Source organism: Arthrobacter celericrescens (assembly GCF_003614925.1).
Classification (GTDB): Bacteria; Actinomycetota; Actinomycetes; order Actinomycetales; family Micrococcaceae; genus Arthrobacter; species Arthrobacter celericrescens.
In genome coordinates this window covers 1-22,318 of the sequence record NZ_QYLP01000045.1, presented here as the reverse complement: position 1 = coordinate 22,318, position 22,318 = coordinate 1, and the positions used below count along the sequence as shown (strand labels likewise).

Here is a 22,318-nt window from a genome sequence, read left to right as displayed (position 1 = left end):
CTTCCGCGGCCCCCGGCGGAACTGAAACGCTATTGATACGCGGCCGATGCCGAGTTGATACCAAACCGTCCGGGACCGGCCCTGCCGGACCCGCCTGCCGCCGTCGGGCCACGGGGCTGCTGGCGTAGGATGGGAATCATTCCGGGAAACACCTGCCGCGGGCAGGCCAGGGCCCGGAAAGGCAACGCATACATCCACAGCGGAGGAGCATAGGCCACACGGCCAACACCATGACTGATTTGAACGGGCGGCCACGGGCTGGCAGCGCCGAGACGGTTCGAACCGAATTTCCGCATTCTGTTCCGGGCCTCCGGACGGAAGTAGTCGTCTTCGAGAACGCGGATCAGATGGTTCAGTCGCTGGGTAGCCATGACGAGGCGCTGCGGTACATCGAGGAGCAGTTCCCCGGCATCGACTTCCACGTCCGCGGCAACGAACTTTCCTTCAGCGGCCCGCCCGCGGATGTTCCCCGGATCATGCGCCTCCTCGAAGAAGTCCGCGCCCTGGTAGCCAAGGGGACTGTCATCACCCCGGACGCCCTGAAGCAGCTGGTATCCTTGCTGCGCAGCCAGTCGGTGCAAAGCCCTGTGGATGTGCTGACCCACAACATCCTGTCCAGCCGCGGCCGCACCATCCGGCCGAAGACGCTGAACCAGAAGAACTACGTCGACGCCATCGATGGCAACACCGTCATTTTCGGCATCGGCCCCGCCGGCACGGGCAAGACCTACCTGGCCATGGCCAAGGCCGTGCAGGCGCTCCAGATGAAGGAAGTCACCCGGATCATCCTCACCCGGCCGGCCGTGGAGGCGGGGGAGCGGCTCGGCTTCCTGCCCGGAACCCTGAACGACAAGATCGACCCCTACCTGCGGCCGCTCTACGACGCCCTGCACGACATGATCGATCCCGAGTCGATTCCTCGGCTCATGGCCGCCGGGACCATCGAAGTGGCGCCGCTGGCCTACATGCGCGGCCGCACTCTCAACGATGCGTTCATCATCCTCGACGAGGCCCAGAACACCACCCCGGAACAGATGAAGATGTTCCTGACCCGCCTGGGCTTCGGCTCGAAGATGGTGGTCACCGGCGACGTCACCCAGGTGGACCTTCCCTTCGGCTCGAGCTCGGGCCTGCGCGTCGTCCGCGAGATCCTCGACGGCATCGAAGACGTGAACTTTACGATCCTGGACGCCGGCGACGTGGTCCGCCACCGCCTTGTGGCCGATATCGTCTCCGCCTACAGCGAGTGGGACGAGAACCACCGCCAGCCGGCACGCACAGCAGACAGCCACAAGAAGCGGGGAACCCAGCAATGAGCATCGAAGTCAACAACGAATCCGGCGTGCAGGTGGACGAGGCCCAGCTGGTCACCTTGTCCCGGTTCATCTTCGAGCGGCTGTACATCCACCCGCAGGCGGAGCTGTCCATCCTGCTGGTGGACGAGCCCGCCATGGAAAAACTGCACATCGAGCTCATGGACGAACCGGGCGCCACCGACGTCCTCTCGGTGCCCATGGACGAGCTCACCCCCGGCACCCCGGACAAGCCGACCCCGCAGGGCATGCTGGGCGACATCGCGATCTGTCCCCAAGTGGCCCAGGTCCAGGCCCGCAACGCAGGGCACACCACGCAGGAGGAAATGCTGCTGCTGGCGACCCACGGCATCCTGCACCTCCTGGGCTACGATCACGCCGAACCCGAAGAAAAGGAAGAAATGTTCTCGCTCCAGCGTGAACTCCTGTCCTCCTTCCTCGGCAAGGACGCCCCCATGGAGACCATGCAGTGACCTCGCTCATCCTGGTCGGGATGGCACTTGTCTTCCTCAGCTTCGTGGCGTTATTGACCGCCGCGGAGGCCGCCTTCAACTTCCTTCCCCGCCATGAGGCGGAACTTGCCGTCAGCAACGGCAAGGGAACCGCGTTGCGGCACATCGTCGCCAAGCCGGTGGCCCACATGCGGGCCCTGCGCTTCTGGCGCGTGTGGTTCGAAATGGCGGCCGCGGTGGCCGTCGCCGTCGTCCTGCACAGCCTCCTGGGCAACGTCTGGCTCGCCGGACTCGCCGCCACCGGCATCATGGCCGTCATCGGCTTCGTCCTGGTGGGCGTTTCGCCGCGGCAACTGGGACGGGCGCATTCCGGCGGGGTGGCCCGCTTCACGGCACCCTTGATCCGTTTCCTTTGCTGGATCCTCGGCCCGGTCCCCGGCTGGCTGGTCTCCATCGGCAGCGCCGTCGCGCCGGGAGCGCCGGGAGGCGACGAGTTCTTCTTCAGCGAGGAAGAGTTCCGCGAACTGGTGGAACGTGCCACGGAATCGGACGTGATCGAAGACGACGAGGCCGAACTGATCCAGTCGGTTTTCGACCTGGGAGACACCCTGGTGCGGGCCGTGATGGTGCCCCGCACAGACATCGTCAGCATCGAATCCGGCTCCAGCCTCGAAGACGCGATGGCGCTCTTCCTCCGCTCGGGCTACTCGCGGATCCCCGTGATCGCCGGCGACGCGGACCAGATCCGCGGCATCGTCTACCTCAAGGACGTCGCAGCCGCCCTGCACCGGCCCGACTTCCATGCCGTCACGCACGACGTCGACTCCCTCGCCCGCGAGGCACGCTTCGTCCCCGAATCCAAGCCGGTGGACGAACTGCTGAAGGAACTGCAGCAGGAGTCCACGCACGTCGCCGTCGTGATCGACGAGTACGGCGGCACGGCCGGCCTGGTGACGCTCGAGGACCTGATCGAGGAAATCGTCGGGGAGATCGTCGACGAGTACGACGCCGGCGTCGAGGACGCCACCGACCTCGGCGACGGCAGTTACCGGGTCAGTTCGCGGATGAGCATCGACGACCTCGGGGAACTGTTCGACATCGACCTCGACGACGACGAAGTGGACACCGTGGGGGGCCTGCTCGCCAAGGCCCTGGGCCGGGTGCCGATCGTCGGCAGCACGGTCGACGTGGCGGGGATATCGCTGCGGGCAGATAGGCTGGAGGGCCGGCGGAACCGGGTCAGCCACATCATTGCGGCCGCCGTGCCGAAGGAAGACACTGACCTAGACGGGCTTCTCGACGAGGCCGACATAAAGCAACAGGGAGTACCACGTGAGCAAGCACAGTAAGACCTTCGACAGCACCCAGGACTTCGGCGGCTTCCACGCGGGCTTCTCGGTCCTGGTCGGACGGCCGAACGCCGGCAAGTCCACGCTCACCAACGCCCTGGTGGGACAGAAGGTGGCCATCACCTCGGCGAAGCCGCAGACCACCCGCCACACGATCCGCGGCATCGTCCACCGCGAGGATGCACAGCTCATCCTCGTGGACACCCCCGGCCTGCACCGGCCGCGCACGCTCCTCGGCAAGCGGCTCAACGAACTTGTCGCGGACACCCTCGCCGAAGTGGATGCAATCGGCTTCTGCCTCCCGGCCAATGAGAAGATCGGCCCCGGCGACAAGTTCATCGCAGCCCAGCTCGCCGGCGTCGGCCGTAAACCGGTCATCGCGATCGTCACCAAGACCGACCTCGTGGACAAGCAGGCACTCACCGAACAGCTGCTCGCCGTGGCTGCGCTCGGCAAGGAAGCCCTGGGCGGGGAAGGCTGGGCGGACATCGTGCCGGTCTCGGCCGCCGACGGCTTCCAGGTCAATACCGTGGCCGACGTCCTCATCAGCCACATGCCGGCCTCGCCGCCGCTGTACCCCGACGGCGAACTCACCGACGAGCCCGAGGCCGTCATGGTGGCCGAACTGATCCGCGAAGCAGCCCTCGAAGGGGTGCGCGACGAACTTCCGCACTCGCTCGCCGTCGTCGTCGAAGAGATCGTTCCGCGCGAAGGCCGCACGGAGGACAACCCCCTCCTGGACGTCCGGGTGAACCTGTACGTCGAGCGCCCGTCACAGAAAGCCATCATCATCGGCAAGGGCGGAAGCCGCCTGCGTGAGGTGGGAACCAACGCCCGCAAGGGGATCGAAGCCCTGCTCGGCACCCGGATTTACCTCGACCTGCATGTCAAAGTCGCCAAGGATTGGCAGCGGGACCCCAAGCAGCTGGTGAAGCTCGGCTTCTAGCCGCTGGGGAAGTTCACAGATTCGGGCCCTAAAATGGCCGGAATCCATGTTCCGAGGAAAGGTTGACCGAGTAGTGCGACGTCGTGAAACGCGCGTGCAGGAAAGCAGCGGGATCGGCAAGGCTGCGGCTGCACGCCATGGAGACGCGCCCGGCACCCCGCGCCACATGCGGTTCCGCAAGCACCCGCTCTGGCTGAAGATCAGTGCCGGGGCGGTGAGTGTGCTCCTCCTGGCGGGTGTGGCCTTCGCGGCCTATTGGTTCATCCGCCTCCAGATGAACATCACCAAGGCTCCGCTCAACGCCGGGGCGCAGAAGACCGAAGGCGACACGAACGACGCCAAGGACCGCCTGCAGATCCTGATCCTCGGCTCCGACACCCGGGACGGCAAGAACTCCAAGTACGGCAGTGCGGACGATTCCACCGGCTACGGCCACTCGGACGTCATGATGCTGCTGGACATTTCGGCGGACAACAAGCGCGTCAGCATCATCAGCTTCCCGCGTGACCTGCTGGTGGACGTCCCCGAATGCACCGACCAGACCACCCACAAGCGCTACCCCGCGCGGTCCGGCGAGATGATCAACGCGGCCATGGCGGAGGCCGGCATCGGTTGCGCCGTGGACACAGTGAACAAGGTGACCGGCCTCGAGATCGACCACTTCATGATGGCCGACTTCAACGCCGTCAAGGAACTGTCCAACACGGTGGGCGGGGTGTCGGTCTGCATCAGCGACGCCGTCTACGACCCCGACTCCGGGCTCCGGCTGCCCAAGGGCACCTCCCAGGTGAAGGGCGAACAGGCGCTATCCTTCCTGCGCACCCGCCACGCCTTCGGCGACGGGAGCGACCTCGGCCGCATCCAGGCGCAGCAGGGCTTCCTTTCATCCCTTGCCCGTAAGGTCAAGGACGACGGCACCCTCGGCAACCCCCAGAAGCTGCTCACCATCGCCGACGTCATCACCCAGAACCTGACGGTCGACGAGGGACTGGCCAACGTGCAGTCCCTGCTGACCATCTCCTCGCGGCTGAAGGACATCGACCTTTCGAAGGTGGCGTTCGTCGCGGTGCCCAACCGGCCCGCCGCCGCCGACCCCAACCGCCTCGAGTTGATGCAGCCGCAGGCCTCGCAGCTTTTCGCGGCGATGCGCGCGAACCTCGACCTGACCAGCCCCGGTGCGACCTCCACGCCGGCCGCGACTCCGTCAGCCAGCCCGTCCGCGACTGCCACCGCCCCCGCAACCACCACCGCACCGGTCACCAAGACCCCGGCGGCCCCGCCGTACGACAAGTCCCTGCAGCCGGTCACGGTGGCCGACGGTTCGGGGGTCCCGGAGCACGCCCAGGAACTGGTGGCAGCCCTGGCCAAGGCCGGCTTCACGCAGAGCTCGCAGTTCGCCGCGGACCCGACGGCGAAGACCGCTGTCTATTACGCGGCCGGCTTCGAGGACGTCGCCACCGACGTCGCGAAGCTCTTCGGCATCCCGGCCGCCCAGGTCGAAGCCTCGACGGCGGTCAACGGAGTCCAGCTCTACGCCGGTTCCGACTTCACCTCCGGCCTCAAGTTCGGCACCGCGTCCGTGCCGGAAAACGTCGTGAACCAGACCGCCGGCGACGTCAAATGCCAGACGGCGAACCCCGCCCTCGTGGTTCAATAACGTTCACGCAAGCAGCTGAATCAACGGCGAAGGGCCGGACCATATGGTCCGGCCCTTCGCCGTTGGCGGCAGCGTGGCGGCTACCAGATGCTGACGCGGTCCTCCGGGGAACGCCACATGCCGTCGCCGTCCTCCAGGCCGAAAGCCTCGTGGAATTCGGAGAGGTTGCTGGCGATCGCGTTCGTCCGGAATTCGTTGGGGGAGTGCGGGTCCGTGGCCACCCGGCGGATGGCTTCTTCCGGACGGATCACCTGGCGCCAGCCCGCCGCCCACGACATGAAGAAACGCTGCCGGCCCGTGAGCCCGTCGAGCACCGGGGGCTCGGTGCCGTCCAGGCTCAGCATGTAGGCCTTGTACGCGATCCCGAGGCCGCCCAGGTCGCCGATGTTCTCGCCAAGGGTGAGTTTGCCGTTGACGTTGTGGCCGGGTGCTTCCCCCGGTGCGAGGGCGTCAAACTGCGCCACGAGCTTGGCAGTCAGCTTCTCGAAGGCCTCACGGTCCTCGGCGCTCCACCAGTTCCGCAGGGCGCCGCTGCCGTCGAACTGGGAGCCCTGGTCGTCGAAGCCGTGGCCGATTTCGTGGCCGATGACGGCACCGATCCCGCCGTAGTTGACGGCGTCGTCGGCTTCGGCCGTGAAGAACGGCGGCTGCAGGATCGCGGCCGGGAAGACGATCTCGTTGAGCAGCGGGTGGTAGTAGGCGTTCACCGTCTGCGGAGTCATGAGCCACTTGTCGAGGTCGACTGGCTTGCCGACCTCGTCGAGGTGGCGGTCGACGTCGGCGTTGTGTCCGCGTTCGACGTTCCCCAGCAGGTCCTCGGGGTCGATCTCCACGGCAGAGTAGTCGATCCACTTGTCCGGGAAGCCGATCTTCGGCCGGAACGCGTCAAGCTTCTTCAGTGCCTCTGCCTTGGTTTCCTCGCCCATCCACGCCAGCCCCGTGATGCTCTGCCGGTAGGCTTCGGTCAGGCGGGCCACGAGGGCCTGCATCCTTGCCTTGTAGTCTTCGGGGAAGTGCCGTTCGACGTAGATCTGGCCCACTGCCTCGCCCAGTGCGGCCTCGACGACGGCGACGCCGCGCTTCCAGCGTTCCTTGTTCTGCGGGGTGCCGCTCAGGGTGGTGCCGTAGAAGGCGAAGTTCGCGTCGACGAAGGCCGGGGACAAGTACGGGGCGGCGGCGTTGATGACCCGCAGGGCCAGCCACTCGCGCCAGGAGGCCAGAGGTTCGGAGTCCAGGAGCCCGGCCGCGCCGTCGAAGAAGTCCGGGGTGCTCAGGACCAGTTCGCCGTACTTGTTTCCTTCGATGCCCGCGGAGTCGAACCAGGAGGCGAGCAGGGGGAAGAGTTCAGCGGCCTCGTCGATCGTCTTCAAGTTGTAGGTCTTCTGCGGATCGCGCAGCGTCACCTTGTCCCAGTGGTGGGCGGCCAGCGCCTTTTCCAGTGCCACGACGCGCAGGGCCGCCTCGCCGGCGTCGGGAATTCCGGCCAGCCCGAACACGGTGGCGACGTACCCCGTGTAGGCCTCTACGATCGGCGCGAATTTTTCCTCACGGTAGTAGGATTCGTCCGGCAAGCCGAGGCCGCCCTGTCCTGCGTAGAGCAGCACCCGGTCCGGGTTGCCGGCGTCCGGTGCCGGGTAGATGGAGAACAGCCCGGACACGTCCGAACGGAAGAGCCGCCCGGTCAGCTCCACGAGGCCGGCTGCGTCCTCGACGGCCAAGACTTCGGCCAGGCGTTCGCGGATCGGATCGAAACCCTTGGCTTCCGCGGTGGCTTCGTCCATGAAGCTGTTGTAGAGGTCGCCGATCTTGCGCTCGATGCCCGTGGCGCCGGCGCCCTTGGCGGCGGCTTCCTCGATGATCTCTTTGACTGCCAGTTCCGCGCTGTCCCGCAGCGACGTGAAGGTGCCTTCCAACGGCCTGTCATCCGGGATGGTCGTGGAGTTGAGCCAGGCCCCGTTGACGTGCCGGTAGAGGTCGTCCTGGGGGCGCACGCTTTGGTCGATGTTGGACAGGGTGATCCCGGACTGTGGCACGAAAGCTCCTTCGATGACGCGCCGCCGGCAGGGCACCGTTGCCGCGTCTGCATAGTGGACGTTGCTTCAGGTTATTGCACTGTCATCATACGCATCGTGTTACTGTGACATGGTGCGTGCAGGAATGCTTCTCCTTAGCTGCCGCGGCGGGGCCTCAAAAGCGATCAATCGCTAGGCCAATCCTCGCTGCGGAGTTTGCTATGCCCGGCCAATCTTCCTTCAAGATCCAAAGAAAAGGCCCTTAGTCATGCACAACGCACAAAAGCCCTCCGGTATGCCGATCCACCGCTACCTGTCCTTCCAGGAGCAGATCAACGTTGAACTGCCGGACCGCACCTGGCCGGACAAGGTCATCACCAAGGCCCCGCGCTGGTGCGCCGTGGACCTGCGCGACGGCAACCAGGCACTGATCGACCCCATGAGCCCGGCCCGCAAGCTGAAGATGTTCCAGCTGCTGGTGAAGATGGGCTACAAGGAAATCGAGGTCGGCTTCCCCTCGGCATCCCAGACCGACTTCGACTTCGTCCGCCAGCTGATCGAAGGCGGCCACATCCCGGACGACGTCACCATCCAGGTCCTGACCCAGGCCCGCGAGCACCTGATCGAACGGACTTACGAGTCCCTGGTCGGCGCGAAGCAGGCCATCGTGCACCTCTACAACTCCACCTCCGTGCTGCAGCGCCGGGTGGTCTTCAACCAGGACGAAGACGGCATCCTGGACATCGCCCTGCAGGGTGCGCGCCTGTGCAAGAAGTATGAGGAAACCCTCACCGACACGCACATCACCTACGAGTATTCCCCGGAGTCCTTCACGGGCACCGAACTCGAATACGCCGCCAGGGTCTGCAACGCCATCGCCGACATCTTCGAGGCTTCCGCCGACAAGCAGGTCATCATCAACCTGCCGGCAACGGTGGAAATGGCCACCCCGAACGTCTACGCCGACTCGATCGAGTGGATGCACCGCAACCTGCACCCGCGCGAAGGCATCATCATTTCCCTGCACCCGCACAATGACCGCGGCACCGGTGTCGCCGCAGCCGAGCTGGGCTACCTGGCCGGCGCCGACCGGATCGAAGGCTGCCTCTTCGGCAACGGCGAACGCACCGGCAACGTGGACCTGGTCACCCTGGGCCTGAACATGTTCGTCCAGGGCATCGACCCCATGATCGACTTCTCCGACATCGACGAAGTCCGCCGCACCGTGGAGTACTGCAACCAGCTGCCCGTCCCCGAGCGTTCGCCCTACGGCGGAGACCTGGTGTTCACGGCGTTCTCCGGTTCGCACCAGGACGCCATCAAGAAGGGCTTCGAAGCGCTGGAGAAGGACGCCGCCGCTGCCGGCAAGGCTGTGGACGACTTCACCTGGCAGGTTCCGTACCTGCCGATCGACCCCAAGGACCTCGGCCGCAGCTACGAGGCCGTGATCCGCGTGAACTCCCAGTCCGGCAAGGGCGGCGTGGCCTACCTGCTCAAGAGCGAGCACAGCCTGGACCTGCCGCGTCGTGCGCAGATCGAGTTCTCGGGCGTCATCCAGCATCGCACGGACACCATGGGCGGCGAAGTCAGCGGGGCCCAGCTGTGGGCCATGTTCCAGGACGAGTACCTGCCCTCCAGCGTCGAGGAAGGCCAGTGGGGACGCTACTCCCTGGGCGCCGGCCGCACGGAAACGGATGAGTCGGGCGAACTGACCCTGCACGCCGCCCTTCGGATTGACGGCAAGGAAGTCCAGCGCACCGGCACCGGCAACGGCCCCATCGCAGCGCTGTTGAGCATCCTGCGCGAGGACGGCGTCGACGTCCGGGTCCTGGACTACAGCGAGCACGCCCTGTCCGAAGGCGGCAGTGCCAGCGCAGCAGCGTACGTCGAGTGCGCCGTCGGCGAGCGGGTCCTGTGGGGCGTCGGCATCGACCCGAACACCAGTACGGCCGCCCTGAAGGCCGTCATCTCGGCCGTCAACCGGGCGGTCCGCTCGGTCCGCGCCTAGCGTCGGGTCCGCGCTTGGCAGCCGTGCGGCGGAACTTCCCTTCCGCCGCACGGCTGCACCGGACGCAATGGTGTCCGGCCTGGTGCGAAGATTAACTGTGGCCAATCCGTCTTTTGCAGCCCGGTCCTACCGGGACGATGCCGTGGTGCTGCGCACCCACAAGCTGGGTGAAGCCGACCGCATCATCATTCTCCTCACCAAGCACCACGGCCAGGTCCGGGCCGTGGCCAAGGGCGTGCGCCGGACCAGCAGCCGTTTCGGCGCCCGGCTTGAACCGTTCATGGTCGCGGACTTGCAGCTTGTGTCCGGCCGCACCCTCGACGTCGTCACCCAGGCCGTGGCCAAAGGCGCCTACGGCACGGCGATCGCTTCCGACTACACCAGTTACACGGCCGCGGCGGCCATGGTGGAAACCGCCGAAAAACTCAGCGATGCGGACGCCGACTCCGGCACTGCCCAGTACAACCTCCTCGTGGGCGCCCTGGCGTCGCTGAGCCGTTCGGCCCATCCGCCGGAACTGATCCTGGATTCCTATCTCCTGCGCGCCCTAGCGACGGGCGGCTGGGCACCGAGCTTCACCGACTGCGCCCGCTGCGGTGTCCCGGGACCGCACACCGCCTTCTCGGCGCCGCTGGGCGGCATGGTCTGCGGCGACTGCAGGCCGCCCGGCTCACCGGCTCCGGCCCCGGAGACGGTAGGGCTGCTGGGCGCGTTGCTGACCGGTGACTGGACGACGGCGGACGCCTCCGACGGTGTGCACCGGCGGGAGGCGGCGGGCCTGGTGGCCAGCTATCTGCAGTGGCATCTCGAACGATCCTTGAAATCACTCAAACACGTGGAGCGTAGCTGACAGTGGCATTGGCAAAGAAGAACTCACCGTCCCGCCGGAACACGCCGGTGGTGGCGCCGTATCCGCACCCTTCCGGTGCGGTCCCGCCGGCCATTCCCGCCGAGCTCGTGCCGCGGCACGTGGCGATCGTGATGGACGGCAACGGACGCTGGGCCAACCGGCGCGGACTGCCGCGCATCGAAGGCCACAAGGCCGGTGAACCCGCCCTGCTTGACGTCATGGCGGGCGCGATCGAGCTGGGCATCAAATACGTCAGTGTCTACGCCTTCTCCACTGAAAACTGGCGCCGCTCCCCGGAGGAAGTCCGCTTCCTGATGGGATTTAACAAGGATGTGCTCCGGCGCCAGCGCAACCAGCTTGACGAATGGGGAGTGCGGATCCGCTGGGCCGGCAGGCGGCCCCGGCTGTGGGGCTCGGTGATCAAGGAACTCGAAGACGCCGAGGAGTACACGCGGAACAACAGCACCTGTACGTTGACCATGTGTGTTAATTACGGCGGCCGTGCTGAGATCGCCGACGCCGTCGCGGCCATTGCCCGCGACGTGGCGGACGGCAGGCTGAAGGCGTCGTCGGTGTCCGAGAAGACCATCCAGAAGTATTTGGACGAACCCGACCTGCCCGACGTGGACCTGTTCCTGCGCAGCTCCGGCGAGCAGCGCCTCTCCAACTTCCTGCTCTGGCAGTCCGCATACGCCGAGTTCGTCTTCATGGACACCCTCTGGCCGGACGTCGACCGGCGCACCCTGTGGGACGCCGTCGAGATCTTCGCAAAACGTGACCGCCGCTACGGCGGTGCCGTGGATGCCGCAGGGAAGGCCTGAACGCTTGTTAACCCGGGCGTGCTGAAAACTCAGCCGGGGTAGGACTCGAGCCAGATCGCCACGTCGCGGTACGCCTGCTGGCGGACGATCCGGCGGGACAGGAACACGTCGTGCAGGGCTCCGGGGTAGCGGAACACCGCGGTCCGGCGGCCGAGGCCCAGGGCCCGCCGCGCGGTCTCTTCGACGTCGATCACGGCGTCCACGCGCATCAGCTCCGCGCTCCATTCGCCCTGGATCCGGGTGCGGCCGGACAACATCACCAGCACGGGTGCGTCGATGTCGAGCTTGCGTTCGACGGCGGCGTGCCCGGCCAGGACGGCCTTGCTCCATCCGGCCCGGATGGGGAAGGAAGCGCGCGGGCGCCACTGCGGATCAAGGGCCCATTCGCCGTGGGCCTGGCTGCTGACGCTCTCCCAGTAGGCGGGCATCTCCGGGAACCGGAACGCCCGTTTGGGATCCGTCCGGGCAAAGGGCTCCACCAGGTGCATCGCAATGCTGCGCATGAGACTGCTTCCTTGGAGTTCGAGCCAGGGCGAGTTCAGGATCAGGGTCGCGAGCCGCCCGGGGTGCCGGTCGGCCCAGAGGGTGGCGATGAGCCCGCCGAGCGAGTGCGCCACCATGTGCACGGTGGGCGGCGCGGTGGTTCCGGTGCGGCGGGCGATGTCGGCGTCGATGGCGGCCAGGGCGGCGTCGAGGTCTTCGTCGTAGACGGCAAGGTCCGTGGTGTAGCCGGGAGTCTGCCAACGGCGGAGGCTGCGGCCGAACTTGCGCAGGTCGACCGCGTAGAAGTGGAATCCCGATCCGGCAAGGCTTTCGGCCAGTTCGTCCTGGAGGAAGTAGTCCGCCCAGCCGTGGACATACAGCACCACGCGCGGAGCCTTGTCCCGGCGCGGCGTTTCCCGGCGAATGGCGTGGCGGGTGAGTTCGGCAAACGTGTCGCGGAGCCGGCGCGGACGGGCTGTCGCGGGCGGCGGCACCGTGTACCTGACGAGGGTGGCGCAGACCGGCCCTTCCTCGTCGGGGACCAGTTCCAGTTCCAAGGCTTCGAAGTTTTCGCCGAGGAAGTCGGCCTGCCACGGTGCGCGTGTCCCGGGCGTACTCACGGGCGGCCGCCGTCGCCTGAACCCGCGCCGTCGTCGTCCGCGATGAATCCCCGGATCCAGCGGGCCAGCCGCGCATAGGCGTCCTCGCGCACCGGCGAGGCCGACAGGAAGACGTCGTGCAGGCCGCCGTCGACCCGTTCCAGGGTGACGCTGCGGCCCAGTGTCATGGCCCGCAGCGCCATGATGTTCACGTCGAGGACGGCGTCCGAGTGCCGCATGGATTCCCTCCAGATCATTCCGTTGGCGCTGGCCCCGGAGAGCAGCACCAGGATGGGGATGTCGATGTCGAGGCCGCGGGCCACCCGGGTGTGGCCGCTGAGCACCGCGCTCAGCCAGCCCGCCCGAAGCGGAAACGCCAGGGGCGGCCGGTACTTTTCGTCCACGGCCCATTCGCCCTCGGCGCTGCTGCTGATGCTGCGGTAGTAGAAGCCGCGTTCGGGCAGCCGGAGCACAGTCAGGGGGCGGACCCGGGCCATCGGCTTGACCAGGACCTGCGCGGCCTTGCGGACGAGCGAGTTGCCGTGCATCTCCAGCCAGGGGCTGTTGAGCACCAGGTACTGCACCTTCCCGGGGTGCCGGCTCACCCAGAGCGCGGCCACCAGCCCGCCGGTCGAATGGCCCATCAGGGTCAGCGGAACCGGGCCCCCGTTGGCTGCTGCGCCCGACCGGATCATGTCGATGGCCGTGCTGATCTCGGCGTCGTAGTCGTCCAGGTGCGCCACGTACCCGCCCGTGCTGTCCTCGCCCAGGTTCCTGCCGTGGTTGTGCATGTCGAGCGCGTAGAAACGGAACCCCTGCAACGTCCAGAATTCGGCCAGCGCCACGTTGAAGAAGTAGTCGCTCCAGCCGTGCAGGAACAGCACCGCGCCGTTGGCCGGGGCCGGCCGGTGCCCGGAACCCGGGACATGGCGTACCAGCGTGGCGCGCCTGGGCACCCCGTCCACGCCGCGGGCCTCAAAGGCACAGCTTTCGAAGTCGGTGCCAAGGATGTCGGTCTGCCACTCCACGGGACCAGCTTAGACAGAAGCTGCCGCTTCGAGCCCGGCCGCCCGCCCCGAAAACAGGCAGCCGCCCAGGAAAGTTCCCTCCAGGGCCCGGTACCCGTGGATGCCGCCGCCGCCGAAACCTGCTGCTTCCCCTGCCGCGAAGAGCCCCGGCAGCGCAGACCCGCTTCCGTCCAGCACCCGGGACTGCAGGTCCGTCTGCAATCCGCCGAGGCTCTTCCGGGTCAGGACGGAGAGACGCACGGCCACCAGGGGACCGTGGGCCGGATCCGCAAGGCGGTGCGGCGGTGCGACGCGCATCAGCCTGTCACTCGCGAACTGCCTCGCCGCCCGGACCGCGGCCACCTGGAGGTCCTTCCCCAGCCCGGTGGAGAGCTGCAGGTCCCGCTGCCTGATGAGGGACTCCAAAGCTGCGGGGTCGATCAGGTCATTGCCGGCCAGTGAGTTCATCCGCGCCGCGAGTTCCCGCGGCGTGGCCGCCTGCAGAAAGTCGGCGCCCCGCTCCAGGAAGGTGCCCAGCGGCGTCGGGGCGTCCTTGCGGAGCCTGGCGGCCAGGAGCCGCAGGTCCCGGTTGCTGAGGTCCGGGTTCTGTTCGGACCCGGACAGCGCGAATTCCTTCATGGCGATGGTCCTGTTGCACACGAACCAGGAGTAGCCGTGCCCGGTGGCGACGATGTGCCGGAGCGCGCCCTGCGAGTCGAACCCGGGAAAGAGCGGAGGCGGCAGCTGCCGGCCTGTCGCGTCGAGCCACAACGACGACGGCCCCGGCAGGATGCGGATGCCGTGCCGCGGCCAGACGGGGGAGTGGTTGTGGACGCCTTCGGGGTAATGCCACATGCGGTCGCCGTTGATGAGCGCAGCCCCGGAGTCCCGGGCGGCGGCCAGGAATTCCCCGTCCACCGAGGCTGGAACACCGCTGAGCAGCCGTTCTGGTGCGGCTGCTCCGGGCCACAGCCTCCGGACCATGGCGTGGTTGCCGCCGATACCGCCGCTGGCCACGATCACCGCCCCGGCGGTGGCCTCGAAACTCCCGACGGCGGTCCGCGACGACGCGACGCCCCGCGCTGCGGCGGAGTCCGCCAGGACGTCCCCGGACACCCCGCTGACCCGGCCCGCCGCCGTCGTCAGCGTGCCCGCCCGGTGGCGGAAGTGCAGGCTGATCCGGCCCGCGGCAACGCCTTCGGCGACCTTCGCCAGGAAGGGTTCCAGCAGGCCCGGCCCCGTGCCCCACACGACATGGAAGCGCGGCACGGAATTGCCGTGGCCGGCCGGACCGTGGCCGCCGCGTTCCGCCCATTGCACCAGCGGGAACAGCTTCACCCCCAGGGCACGCAGCCAACGACGCTTCTCGCCCGCTGCGAAATGGACGTAGGCCTCGGCCCAGCGGCGTGCCCACAGATCCTCGGGCCGGTCGAACGCGGCCGAGGCGAACCAGTCGCCCAGGGCGAGGTCCACAGAGTCACGCACACCGAGGCGTCGCTGCTCCGGGCTGTCCACCAGGAACAGGCCGCCGAAGGACCAATGCGCCTGGCCGCCGAACGACGCTTCGGGCTCCTGGTCGATGATGGCCACCCGGCGGCCCGCGGCGTACGCCACCGACGCCGCGACCAGCCCGGACAGCCCCGCCCCGACCACCACGACATCGCTCTCGATCACACCGTGGCCAAGGGTACGGATTCCGCTGTTCGCCGACATGCCAACATGCTACTCCCGGGTAACGATGCCGGTTTGGTGCGGGGCGCGGAAGACGGAAAACTAGGGGGTATGCGCGTGTACCCCACTTTCTTCAAGCTTGCCTTCTCCTGGATGGATGCCGAAAAGGCCCACAAGATCGGATTCCGGGCGATCCGGCTGGCCCACTCCAGCGGCGCCGGGCGGATCCTGGGCAGGCTGACCGCCCCGCACGCCTCGCTCCGGACCGAGGCCCTCGGCCTGACCTTCCCTTCCCCGTTCGGCCTCGCCGCGGGCTTCGACAAGGAGGGCCACGGCATCGAGGCCCTGACGGAACTGGGCTTCGGGCACGTCGAGGTAGGCACCATCACCGGCCAGGCCCAGCCCGGAAACGAAAAACCCCGCCTGTTCCGCCTCGTCGAAGACCGCGCCGTCATCAACCGCATGGGCTTCAACAACGACGGCGCGTCCGCCGTGGCCCCCCGCCTCAAGGCCGCGCGTGCCGGCCTGCAGAAGACGCACGCCGGAGTCCGTCCCGTCATCGGCGTCAACATCGGCAAGACCAAGGTGGTGGAACTCGAGGACGCGGTGGAGGACTACCTGGTCAGCGCCCGGAACCTTGCCCCCGCGGCGGACTACCTCGTAGTCAACGTCAGCTCCCCGAACACCCCGGGACTGCGGTTGCTGCAGAACGTCGAAACGCTCCGTCCGCTGCTGTCCGCAGTAGGGGAGACCGCCGACCAGGCGGCCGGGCGCCACGTTCCGCTGCTGGTCAAAATCGCGCCCGACCTCAGCGATGAGGACATCGACGACGTCGCCCGCCTTGCCCTCGACCTGGGCCTGGACGGGATCATCGCCACCAACACCACCATCGGCCGGGACGGCCTGGCGTCGGACGCCGGCAAGGTGGAGGCCTGCGGCGCAGGCGGACTCTCCGGAGCGCCCCTGAAGCAGCGCTCACTGGACGTGCTCAAGCGGCTGAAGGCCGCCGTCGGGGACCAGCTGGTGCTGATCGCCGTGGGCGGCGTGGAAACCGCCGCGGATGTCCAGGAACGGCTCGACGCCGGCGCCACCCTCGTCCAGGGCTACACGGCCTTCCTCTACGAAGGACCGTTCTGGGCCGCGCGGATCAACAAAGGCCTGCTCAACAAGGGCCTGGCCAAGGCGCGCTGACACCGGGCAAACGCAGAAGGACCCCGGAACAACCGTTCCGGGGTCCTTCTGCATGCTGAGTCCTATGAAGGGTATTCGCCGCGCTTGACCAGCGGCTTGGGCAGGCGCAGCTTCCGGAACTGCAGCGAGCGCATGCTTCCGTACCAAACGGTGCCGCGCTCGACGTCGCCGAACTTCTGCGTCAATGCCTTGCGGAGTTTGCGGGACAGGATGAAGACGTCCACGAAGACGGCCAGGAACATCACCCAGAAGCCGATCAGGACATATGTCAGGGCATCGCTGGACTGCGGGATGACAAAGGAAACCACCACGAACGCGAGGGCGCCGAACATCAGGTATTCGCCGAGGTTGAACCGGGCGTCCACGAAGTCCCGCGTGAAGCGCTTCTGCGGGCCCTTGTCGCGAAGCGGCAGGAAGCGCTCGTCGCCGGTATCGAGGGCCTGGCGCATCTTCTGGCGCTGGTCCTGGATGGCAACCCGTTCGGCTTCCTTCGAAGCCTTCCGGTCGCTGGGGACCAGGGGCCGCTTCCGCGCCGCTTCCTGGTCCTTGCGCTTGGGTGTCGGTGCACCCTTGCCCGGGCCCTGTGCCGCGGCGTCGGCGGCAAGCTGGTCTACTGAGTCCTGAGCGCTGGGCTCTTCCTTTTTACGTCCAAACACCAGTACAGAATACCCTGGCAGCGTGACCGGGGCGACACCGCGAAGCGTGCAGGCCGCGGAGGACCGCTGGTTTCGGCGGCCCGTACTCGGCGGTAGTGTTTTCGCCATGACTTCCATTCATGCGCAGACCCCGCAGAACCACACCGGGATCCCCGGCGCCGTCGACGCCGCCGCCCTGAAGGCCGCCGTCGACGCTTCCTTCGACCTGACCCTGGCGCGGCTCAAAACGCTCGTCGCCGTTCCCGGGATCGCCTGGAGCAGCTTCGACCCCGCGGAACTTGACCGCAGCGCCGAAACGGTTGCCGGCCTGGTGCGTGAATCCGGCTTCAGCGACGTCCAGATCCTGCGCTGCGACAAGGAGGACGGCAGCCCGGGCGGTCCCGCCGTCGTTGCCCGCCGCCCTGCCGCGCCGGGCAAGGCGACCATCCTCCTTTACGCCCACCACGACGTCCAGCCGCCGGGGGAGCGTGCCGCGTGGGACTCGGAGCCCTTCATTGCCGAAGAGCGCGACGGCCGTCTGTATGGCCGCGGCGGCGCCGACGACAAGGCCGGCATCATGGCCCACCTTGCCGCGTTCTCCGCTGTCAGCGAGGTGCTGGGCGGCAGCTTCGGCCTCGGTGTCACGTTGTTCTTCGAGGGTGAGGAGGAAGCCGGGTCGCCGACGTTCCGCACCTTCCTTGAGACCCACCGTGAACTCCTGCGCGCCGACGTCATCGTGGTGGCCGATTCCAGTAACTGGAAGGTCGGCGTGCCTGCCCTGACCACCAGCCTGCGCGGCCTGGTCGACGGGACTTTCGAGGTACGCGTGCTGGAGCACGCCGTGCATTCGGGGATGTTCGGCGGTCCCGTGCTGGACGCACCCACCGTCCTTTCCCGCCTCATCGCTACCCTGCACGACGACGCCGGAAACGTGGCAGTTCCCGGCTTGCTCGCCAAGGACGAAGTGGCGGTGGACCTCGACGAGGCCCAGTTCCGCGCCGATGCCTCAGTGCTCGACGGCGTCAGCCTGGCAGGGAGCGGAAGCATCGCTTCCCGCCTCTGGACCAAGCCGGCCTTGTCGATCATCGGGATCGACGCTCCCGCCGTCGACGTTGCGTCCAACACCCTCATTCCTTCTGCCCGCGCAAAGTTCAGCCTGCGCCTGGCACCGGGCCAGGATCCGGAGGCCGCCATGGCCGCAGTGGAAGCGCACCTGGTGGAGAAGGTCCCCTTCGGTGCCCGGCTGGCGTTCACGCCGGGGGAGCGCGGCAACGCCTTTGCCACCGACACTTCCTCCCCGTCCGCCCGGATCGCCATGTGGGCCTTGGGTGAAGCCTGGGGCGTCCCGGCCGTGGAGATGGGCATCGGCGGATCCATCCCGTTCATCGCCGACCTGACCGAGGTCTACCCGGAGGTTCAGATCCTCGTGACCGGCGTCGAGGACCCGGACTCCCGCGCCCACAGCGCCAACGAGTCGCTGCACATCGAGGACTTCCGCCGGGCCGTCCTGGCCGAGGCGCTGATGCTCGCACGGCTGGATTCCACGGGCCTGGCCTAGGCTCCGGGAACAACGGAAGCTGCCCGCTGGTTACGGTTGAAGTTATAGCTCTGCGTCCCTGCGACGTAGCATTGAGCTGTAACCCGAAAGCAAGTGGGTAAGGGCATGCGGTGCGCAGGCACTGCATGCCGCAAGCGTCATAGTTAGGTAGGCCAATGAGCACTGCAACAAACGAAAACACCACCGCCACCGGCGGGGAGCTCCCGGTGCACGGCGTGAATCTCACCGACGTCGCTGCCGGCAAGGTCCGGAGCCTCCTTGAACAGGAAGGCCGCACCGACCTCCGCCTGCGCGTGGCTGTGCAGCCGGGCGGCTGCTCCGGCCTGATCTACCAGCTCTATTTCGACGAGCGGCTGCTCGACGGCGATGCCGTCCGTGACTACGAGGGCGTTGAGGTCGTCGTGGACAAGATGAGCGTTCCGTACCTGGATGGCGCCAGCATCGACTTCGAAGACACCATTTCGAAGCAGGGCTTCACGATCGACAACCCGAATGCGGGCGGCTCCTGCGCCTGCGGCGATTCATTCCACTAAGCAGGTAAACGGCCGGCCGTGGTGCGGTGCGGCGGGACAGCCTTGCGGTTGTTCCGACGCACTGCCGCGGCGTGTCAGCGAAAACCCCTGCGTAGCGGTAAGCTCTACATCGGGTAGTAAAACTTAGTGTGCCCGGCGTGCCCTTCGGCCTGCCGGGCTACAGCAACAAGAGGAAGGGCCGTCTGTGAGTTCGCAGAACCGAACCGGCAGCCGACGCACAAAGATCACTACGATCACTGGCTTGGCACTAGCCGGCGCGTTGGTTTTGACCGGATGTTCGTCAGAGGTTGAGAAGGGTTGGCTCCCCACTGAACGGGGCACCACCAACCACACCGATCGCATCATGGACCTCTGGGTCAACTCATGGATCGCGGCCCTCGCGGTCGGCATCATCACCTGGGGCCTTCTGGTCTGGTGCATCATCGCCTACCGCCGCCGCAAAGGCACCGTCGGGTTCCCGCGCCAGCTCAGCTACAACCTCCCGCTGGAGGTCTTCTACCTGACGATCCCGCTGTTCATGATCCTGGTGTTCTTCTACTTCACCGACCGTGACCAGGTGGCCATCGATGACCGCTCCAAGCCGGCCGACGTCGTCGTTGACGTCCGCGGCAAGCAGTGGGCCTGGGACTTCAACTACAAGAAGGGCTCCGTGGTCAGCGAAGACCTGCACGAAGCCGGCGTCCAGGCGCACCTCACGGGCAACACGATCGACAAGGACAAGCTGCCCACCCTGTACCTGCCGGTTGGCAAGTCCGTCGACCTGGAACTGAACTCCCGCGACGTCATCCACTCCTTCTGGGTTCCCGCCTTCCTGCAGAAGCGCGACATGATCCCGGGCAAGACGAACTACATCAGGTTGACCCCCACCAAGGAGGGCACCTACGACGGCAAGTGCGCCGAACTCTGCGGTGAATACCACTCCGAGATGCTCTTCCGCGTCAAGGTTGTCTCCGAGTCTGAATTCCAGGCCCACATGGAGAAGCTGCGCCAGGACGGCAACACGGGCCTTCTCGACGAGAAGTACGACCGCAACCCGAACCTGAACGAAATTAAGTAAGGGAAGCGACGTGTCTACCTACACCCAACCCGCCGGAGTCCTCGAGTCTCCTGTCGTGCCGAAATCCAAGGGACGCATCGTCGTCAACTGGATCACCTCCACTGACCACAAGACCATCGGGTACATGTACCTGATCGCCTCCTTCGTGTTCTTCTGCCTCGGCGGCGTCATGGCCCTGCTCATCCGCGCCGAGCTCTTCGAACCGGGCATGCAGATCCTGCAGACCAAGGAGCAGTACAACCAGCTCTTCACCATGCACGGCACGGTGATGCTCCTGATGTTCGCCACGCCCCTCTTCGCGGGCTTCGCCAACGTCATCATGCCGCTCCAGATCGGTGCCCCCGACGTCGCCTTCCCGCGACTGAACGCGCTGGCCTTCTGGTTCTTCCTGTTCGGCTCCACCATCGCCGTCTCCGGCTTCATCACCCCGCAGGGTGCCGCCTCCTTCGGCTGGTTCGCCTACGCACCGCTGTCGAACACCACCTTCAGCCCCGGCGTCGGCGGTGACCTCTGGGTCTTCGGCCTCGCGCTGTCCGGTTTCGGCACCATCCTCGGTGCGGTCAACTTCATCACCACGATCATCTGCATGCGTGCCCCCGGCATGACCATGTGGCGCATGCCGATCTTCACCTGGAACACCCTCGTCACGGCCATCCTGGTCCTGATGGCGTTCCCGCCGCTGGCCGCAGCCCTGTTCGCCCTGGGCGCCGACCGCCGCTTCGGTGCACACATCTTCGACCCCGAAAACGGCGGTGCCGTCCTCTGGCAGCACCTGTTCTGGTTCTTCGGCCACCCCGAGGTGTACATCATCGCCCTGCCGTTCTTCGGCATCGTCTCGGAGATCTTCCCGGTCTTCAGCCGCAAGCCGATCTTCGGTTACAAGGGCCTGGTCTACGCGACCATCGCCATCGCCGCCCTGTCCGTGACCGTGTGGGCACACCACATGTACGTCACCGGCTCCGTGCTGCTGCCGTTCTTCGCCTTCATGACCATGCTGATCGCGGTTCCCACCGGCGTGAAGTTCTTCAACTGGATCGGTACCCTCTGGCAGGGTTCCATCACCTTCGAAACCCCCATGCTCTGGAGCATCGGCTTCCTGGTGACCTTCCTCTTCGGCGGCCTGACCGGCATCATCCTGTCCTCCCCGCCGCTGGACTTCCACGTGTCCGACTCCTACTTCGTGGTCGCGCACTTCCACTACGTGGTGTTCGGCACCGTCGTGTTCGCGATGTTCGCCGGCTTCTACTTCTGGTGGCCCAAGTGGACCGGCAAGATGCTCAACGAACGGCTCGGCAAGATCCACTTCTGGCTCCTGTTCCTGGGCTTCCACGGCACCTTCCTGATCCAGCACTGGCTCGGCGTCGAGGGCATGCCCCGCCGTTACGCCGACTACCTGGTCGAGGACAACTTCACCTGGATGAACCAGTTCTCCACGATCTCCTCCTTCGTCCTCGGCGCCTCCCTGCTGCCGTTCTTCTGGAACGTGTACATCACCTGGCGGAGCAACAAGAAGGTGGAAGTGGACGACCCGTGGGGCTTCGGTGCCTCGCTTGAATGGGCAACTTCCTGCCCGCCGCCGCGCCACAACTTCACCTCCCTCCCGCGGATCCGCTCGGAGCGCCCGGCGCTCGACCTGCACCACCCCGAGCTGTCCCAGGCGCACACCGTCCAGGCCCCGGAACCCGCAGCTGACCTGCTGGGCAACGCTGATCAGAAGGACATCCGCAAGTGAAAATCGAATCGTGGCTCTTCGGAGCCGGAGTCTTCTTCTTCGTCCCGGTCTCCCTTGCCTACGGCTTCCTGACCCAGTGGTCCGAATGGGTCGGCATCCTGGGGATCCTCCTGGTCGGCGGCCTCGCCGGTATGATCGGTGCCTACCTAGGCTTCACCGGCAAGCGCATCGGCCTGCGTCCTGAGGACCGTCCCGACGCCGAGATCCACGAAGGTGCCGGCGAGCAGGGCCACTTCAGCCCGTGGAGCTGGTGGCCGCTGGTCCTCGGCCTCGCCTGCGCCGCTGGCTTCCTTGGCCTGGCGGTCGGCTTCTGGATCGTGTTCGTTGCCGCTGGCCTGGCCCTGGTAGCCCTGGTCGGCTGGGTCTTCGAGTACAGCCGCGGCGACCACGCCCACTGACACCCGCATGACAACGACGGCGGGCCCCACCTTGAAGGTGGGGCCC

Annotated in this window: 19 protein-coding genes; 14 read left to right on the top strand and 5 right to left on the bottom strand. The window is 66.8% G+C overall.

What is annotated here, in order from left to right; all coding sequences use genetic code 11:
* Positions 1-230 precede the first annotated feature (230 nt).
* The 5 genes from D3654_RS10250 to D3654_RS10230 are packed head-to-tail and all read left to right on the top strand — an operon-like array spanning position 231 to position 5,717.
* The gene (locus D3654_RS10250) at positions 231-1,316 is read left to right on the top strand and encodes a PhoH family protein (protein ID WP_120521395.1); all 1,086 of its coding nucleotides are present in this window, start codon (positions 231-233) and stop codon (positions 1,314-1,316) included.
* Positions 1,313-1,786, top strand: a complete 474-nt coding sequence (gene ybeY / locus D3654_RS10245; protein WP_120521394.1) for an rRNA maturation RNase YbeY — start codon at positions 1,313-1,315, stop codon at positions 1,784-1,786. The genes D3654_RS10250 and ybeY overlap by 4 nt, the downstream gene beginning before the upstream one ends.
* Positions 1,783-3,114, top strand: a complete 1,332-nt coding sequence (locus tag D3654_RS10240) for a hemolysin family protein (protein WP_120521393.1) — start codon at positions 1,783-1,785, stop codon at positions 3,112-3,114. Before ybeY ends, D3654_RS10240 begins: the two co-directional genes overlap by 4 nt.
* Entirely contained in the window at positions 3,098-4,060 is a 963-nt protein-coding gene (gene era, locus D3654_RS10235; RefSeq protein WP_120521392.1) for a GTPase Era, read from the top strand. The genes D3654_RS10240 and era overlap by 17 nt, the downstream gene beginning before the upstream one ends.
* Positions 4,061-4,106: 46 nt before the next feature.
* Positions 4,107-5,717 carry an LCP family protein gene (locus D3654_RS10230; RefSeq protein ID WP_425359403.1) on the top strand — a complete coding sequence of 537 codons (1,611 nt, stop codon included), beginning with the start codon at positions 4,107-4,109 and terminating at the stop codon, positions 5,715-5,717.
* 80 nt (positions 5,718-5,797) lie between these two features.
* Here the strand turns inward: D3654_RS10230 and D3654_RS10225 are convergent, their stop codons facing one another.
* Complete coding sequence (locus D3654_RS10225) at positions 5,798-7,750, bottom strand: M13 family metallopeptidase (RefSeq protein WP_120521390.1); 1,953 nt, start codon at positions 7,748-7,750, stop codon at positions 5,798-5,800.
* Positions 7,751-7,997: 247 nt separating this feature from the next.
* Between D3654_RS10225 and leuA the strand changes: the two genes are divergently transcribed.
* The 3 genes from leuA to D3654_RS10210 all read left to right on the top strand — a co-directional run bounded on the left by leuA (position 7,998) and on the right by D3654_RS10210 (position 11,408).
* The gene (gene leuA, locus D3654_RS10220) at positions 7,998-9,737 is read left to right on the top strand and encodes a 2-isopropylmalate synthase (protein WP_120521389.1); all 1,740 of its coding nucleotides are present in this window, start codon (positions 7,998-8,000) and stop codon (positions 9,735-9,737) included.
* 97 nt (positions 9,738-9,834) lie between these two features.
* Positions 9,835-10,587, top strand: a complete 753-nt coding sequence (gene recO, locus D3654_RS10215) for a DNA repair protein RecO (RefSeq protein WP_120521388.1) — start codon at positions 9,835-9,837, stop codon at positions 10,585-10,587.
* 2 nt (positions 10,588-10,589) lie between these two features.
* The gene (locus D3654_RS10210) at positions 10,590-11,408 is read left to right on the top strand and encodes an isoprenyl transferase (protein WP_120521387.1); all 819 of its coding nucleotides are present in this window, start codon (positions 10,590-10,592) and stop codon (positions 11,406-11,408) included.
* 29 nt (positions 11,409-11,437) lie between these two features.
* Here the strand turns inward: D3654_RS10210 and D3654_RS10205 are convergent, their stop codons facing one another.
* The 3 genes from D3654_RS10205 to D3654_RS10195 are packed head-to-tail and all read right to left on the bottom strand — an operon-like array spanning position 11,438 to position 15,210.
* On the bottom strand, positions 11,438-12,511 hold the full coding sequence (locus D3654_RS10205; protein WP_120521386.1) for an alpha/beta hydrolase: 1,074 nt from the start codon (positions 12,509-12,511) through the stop codon (positions 11,438-11,440).
* Complete coding sequence (locus tag D3654_RS10200) at positions 12,508-13,518, bottom strand: alpha/beta hydrolase (protein ID WP_120521385.1); 1,011 nt, start codon at positions 13,516-13,518, stop codon at positions 12,508-12,510. Before D3654_RS10200 ends, D3654_RS10205 begins: the two co-directional genes overlap by 4 nt.
* A 9-nt stretch (positions 13,519-13,527) precedes the next feature.
* Positions 13,528-15,210: an FAD-binding dehydrogenase gene (locus tag D3654_RS10195; protein WP_120521384.1), complete on the bottom strand. Its 1,683-nt coding sequence runs from the start codon at positions 15,208-15,210 to the stop codon at positions 13,528-13,530.
* A gap of 69 nt (positions 15,211-15,279) precedes the next feature.
* Here D3654_RS10195 and D3654_RS10190 point away from each other — a divergent pair, with 69 nt between their 5' ends.
* The gene (locus D3654_RS10190; protein ID WP_120521383.1) at positions 15,280-16,359 is read left to right on the top strand and encodes a quinone-dependent dihydroorotate dehydrogenase; all 1,080 of its coding nucleotides are present in this window, start codon (positions 15,280-15,282) and stop codon (positions 16,357-16,359) included.
* Positions 16,360-16,421: 62 nt separating this feature from the next.
* On the opposite strand, the gene D3654_RS10185 is transcribed toward D3654_RS10190, so the two are convergent.
* Positions 16,422-17,015 (bottom strand): DUF3043 domain-containing protein, encoded by a 594-nt coding sequence (locus tag D3654_RS10185; RefSeq protein ID WP_120521382.1) that lies wholly within the window; start codon positions 17,013-17,015, stop codon positions 16,422-16,424.
* A gap of 106 nt (positions 17,016-17,121) precedes the next feature.
* Between D3654_RS10185 and D3654_RS10180 the strand changes: the two genes are divergently transcribed.
* From D3654_RS10180 to D3654_RS10160, 5 genes are all read left to right on the top strand, one after another.
* Positions 17,122-18,552 carry a dipeptidase gene (locus D3654_RS10180; protein WP_120521381.1) on the top strand — a complete coding sequence of 477 codons (1,431 nt, stop codon included), beginning with the start codon at positions 17,122-17,124 and terminating at the stop codon, positions 18,550-18,552.
* Between the two features lie 155 nt (positions 18,553-18,707).
* On the top strand, positions 18,708-19,085 hold the full coding sequence (locus tag D3654_RS10175; protein WP_115790610.1) for a HesB/IscA family protein: 378 nt from the start codon (positions 18,708-18,710) through the stop codon (positions 19,083-19,085).
* A 184-nt stretch (positions 19,086-19,269) separates the two neighbouring features.
* Positions 19,270-20,142 (top strand): aa3-type cytochrome oxidase subunit II, encoded by an 873-nt coding sequence (gene ctaC / locus D3654_RS10170; protein ID WP_120521380.1) that lies wholly within the window; start codon positions 19,270-19,272, stop codon positions 20,140-20,142.
* 10 nt (positions 20,143-20,152) lie between these two features.
* Entirely contained in the window at positions 20,153-21,874 is a 1,722-nt protein-coding gene (gene ctaD / locus D3654_RS10165; protein WP_115790612.1) for an aa3-type cytochrome oxidase subunit I, read from the top strand.
* Complete coding sequence (locus D3654_RS10160) at positions 21,871-22,272, top strand: cytochrome c oxidase subunit 4 (protein ID WP_120521379.1); 402 nt, start codon at positions 21,871-21,873, stop codon at positions 22,270-22,272. The genes ctaD and D3654_RS10160 overlap by 4 nt, the downstream gene beginning before the upstream one ends.
* The last annotated feature ends 46 nt before the right edge of the window (positions 22,273-22,318 follow it).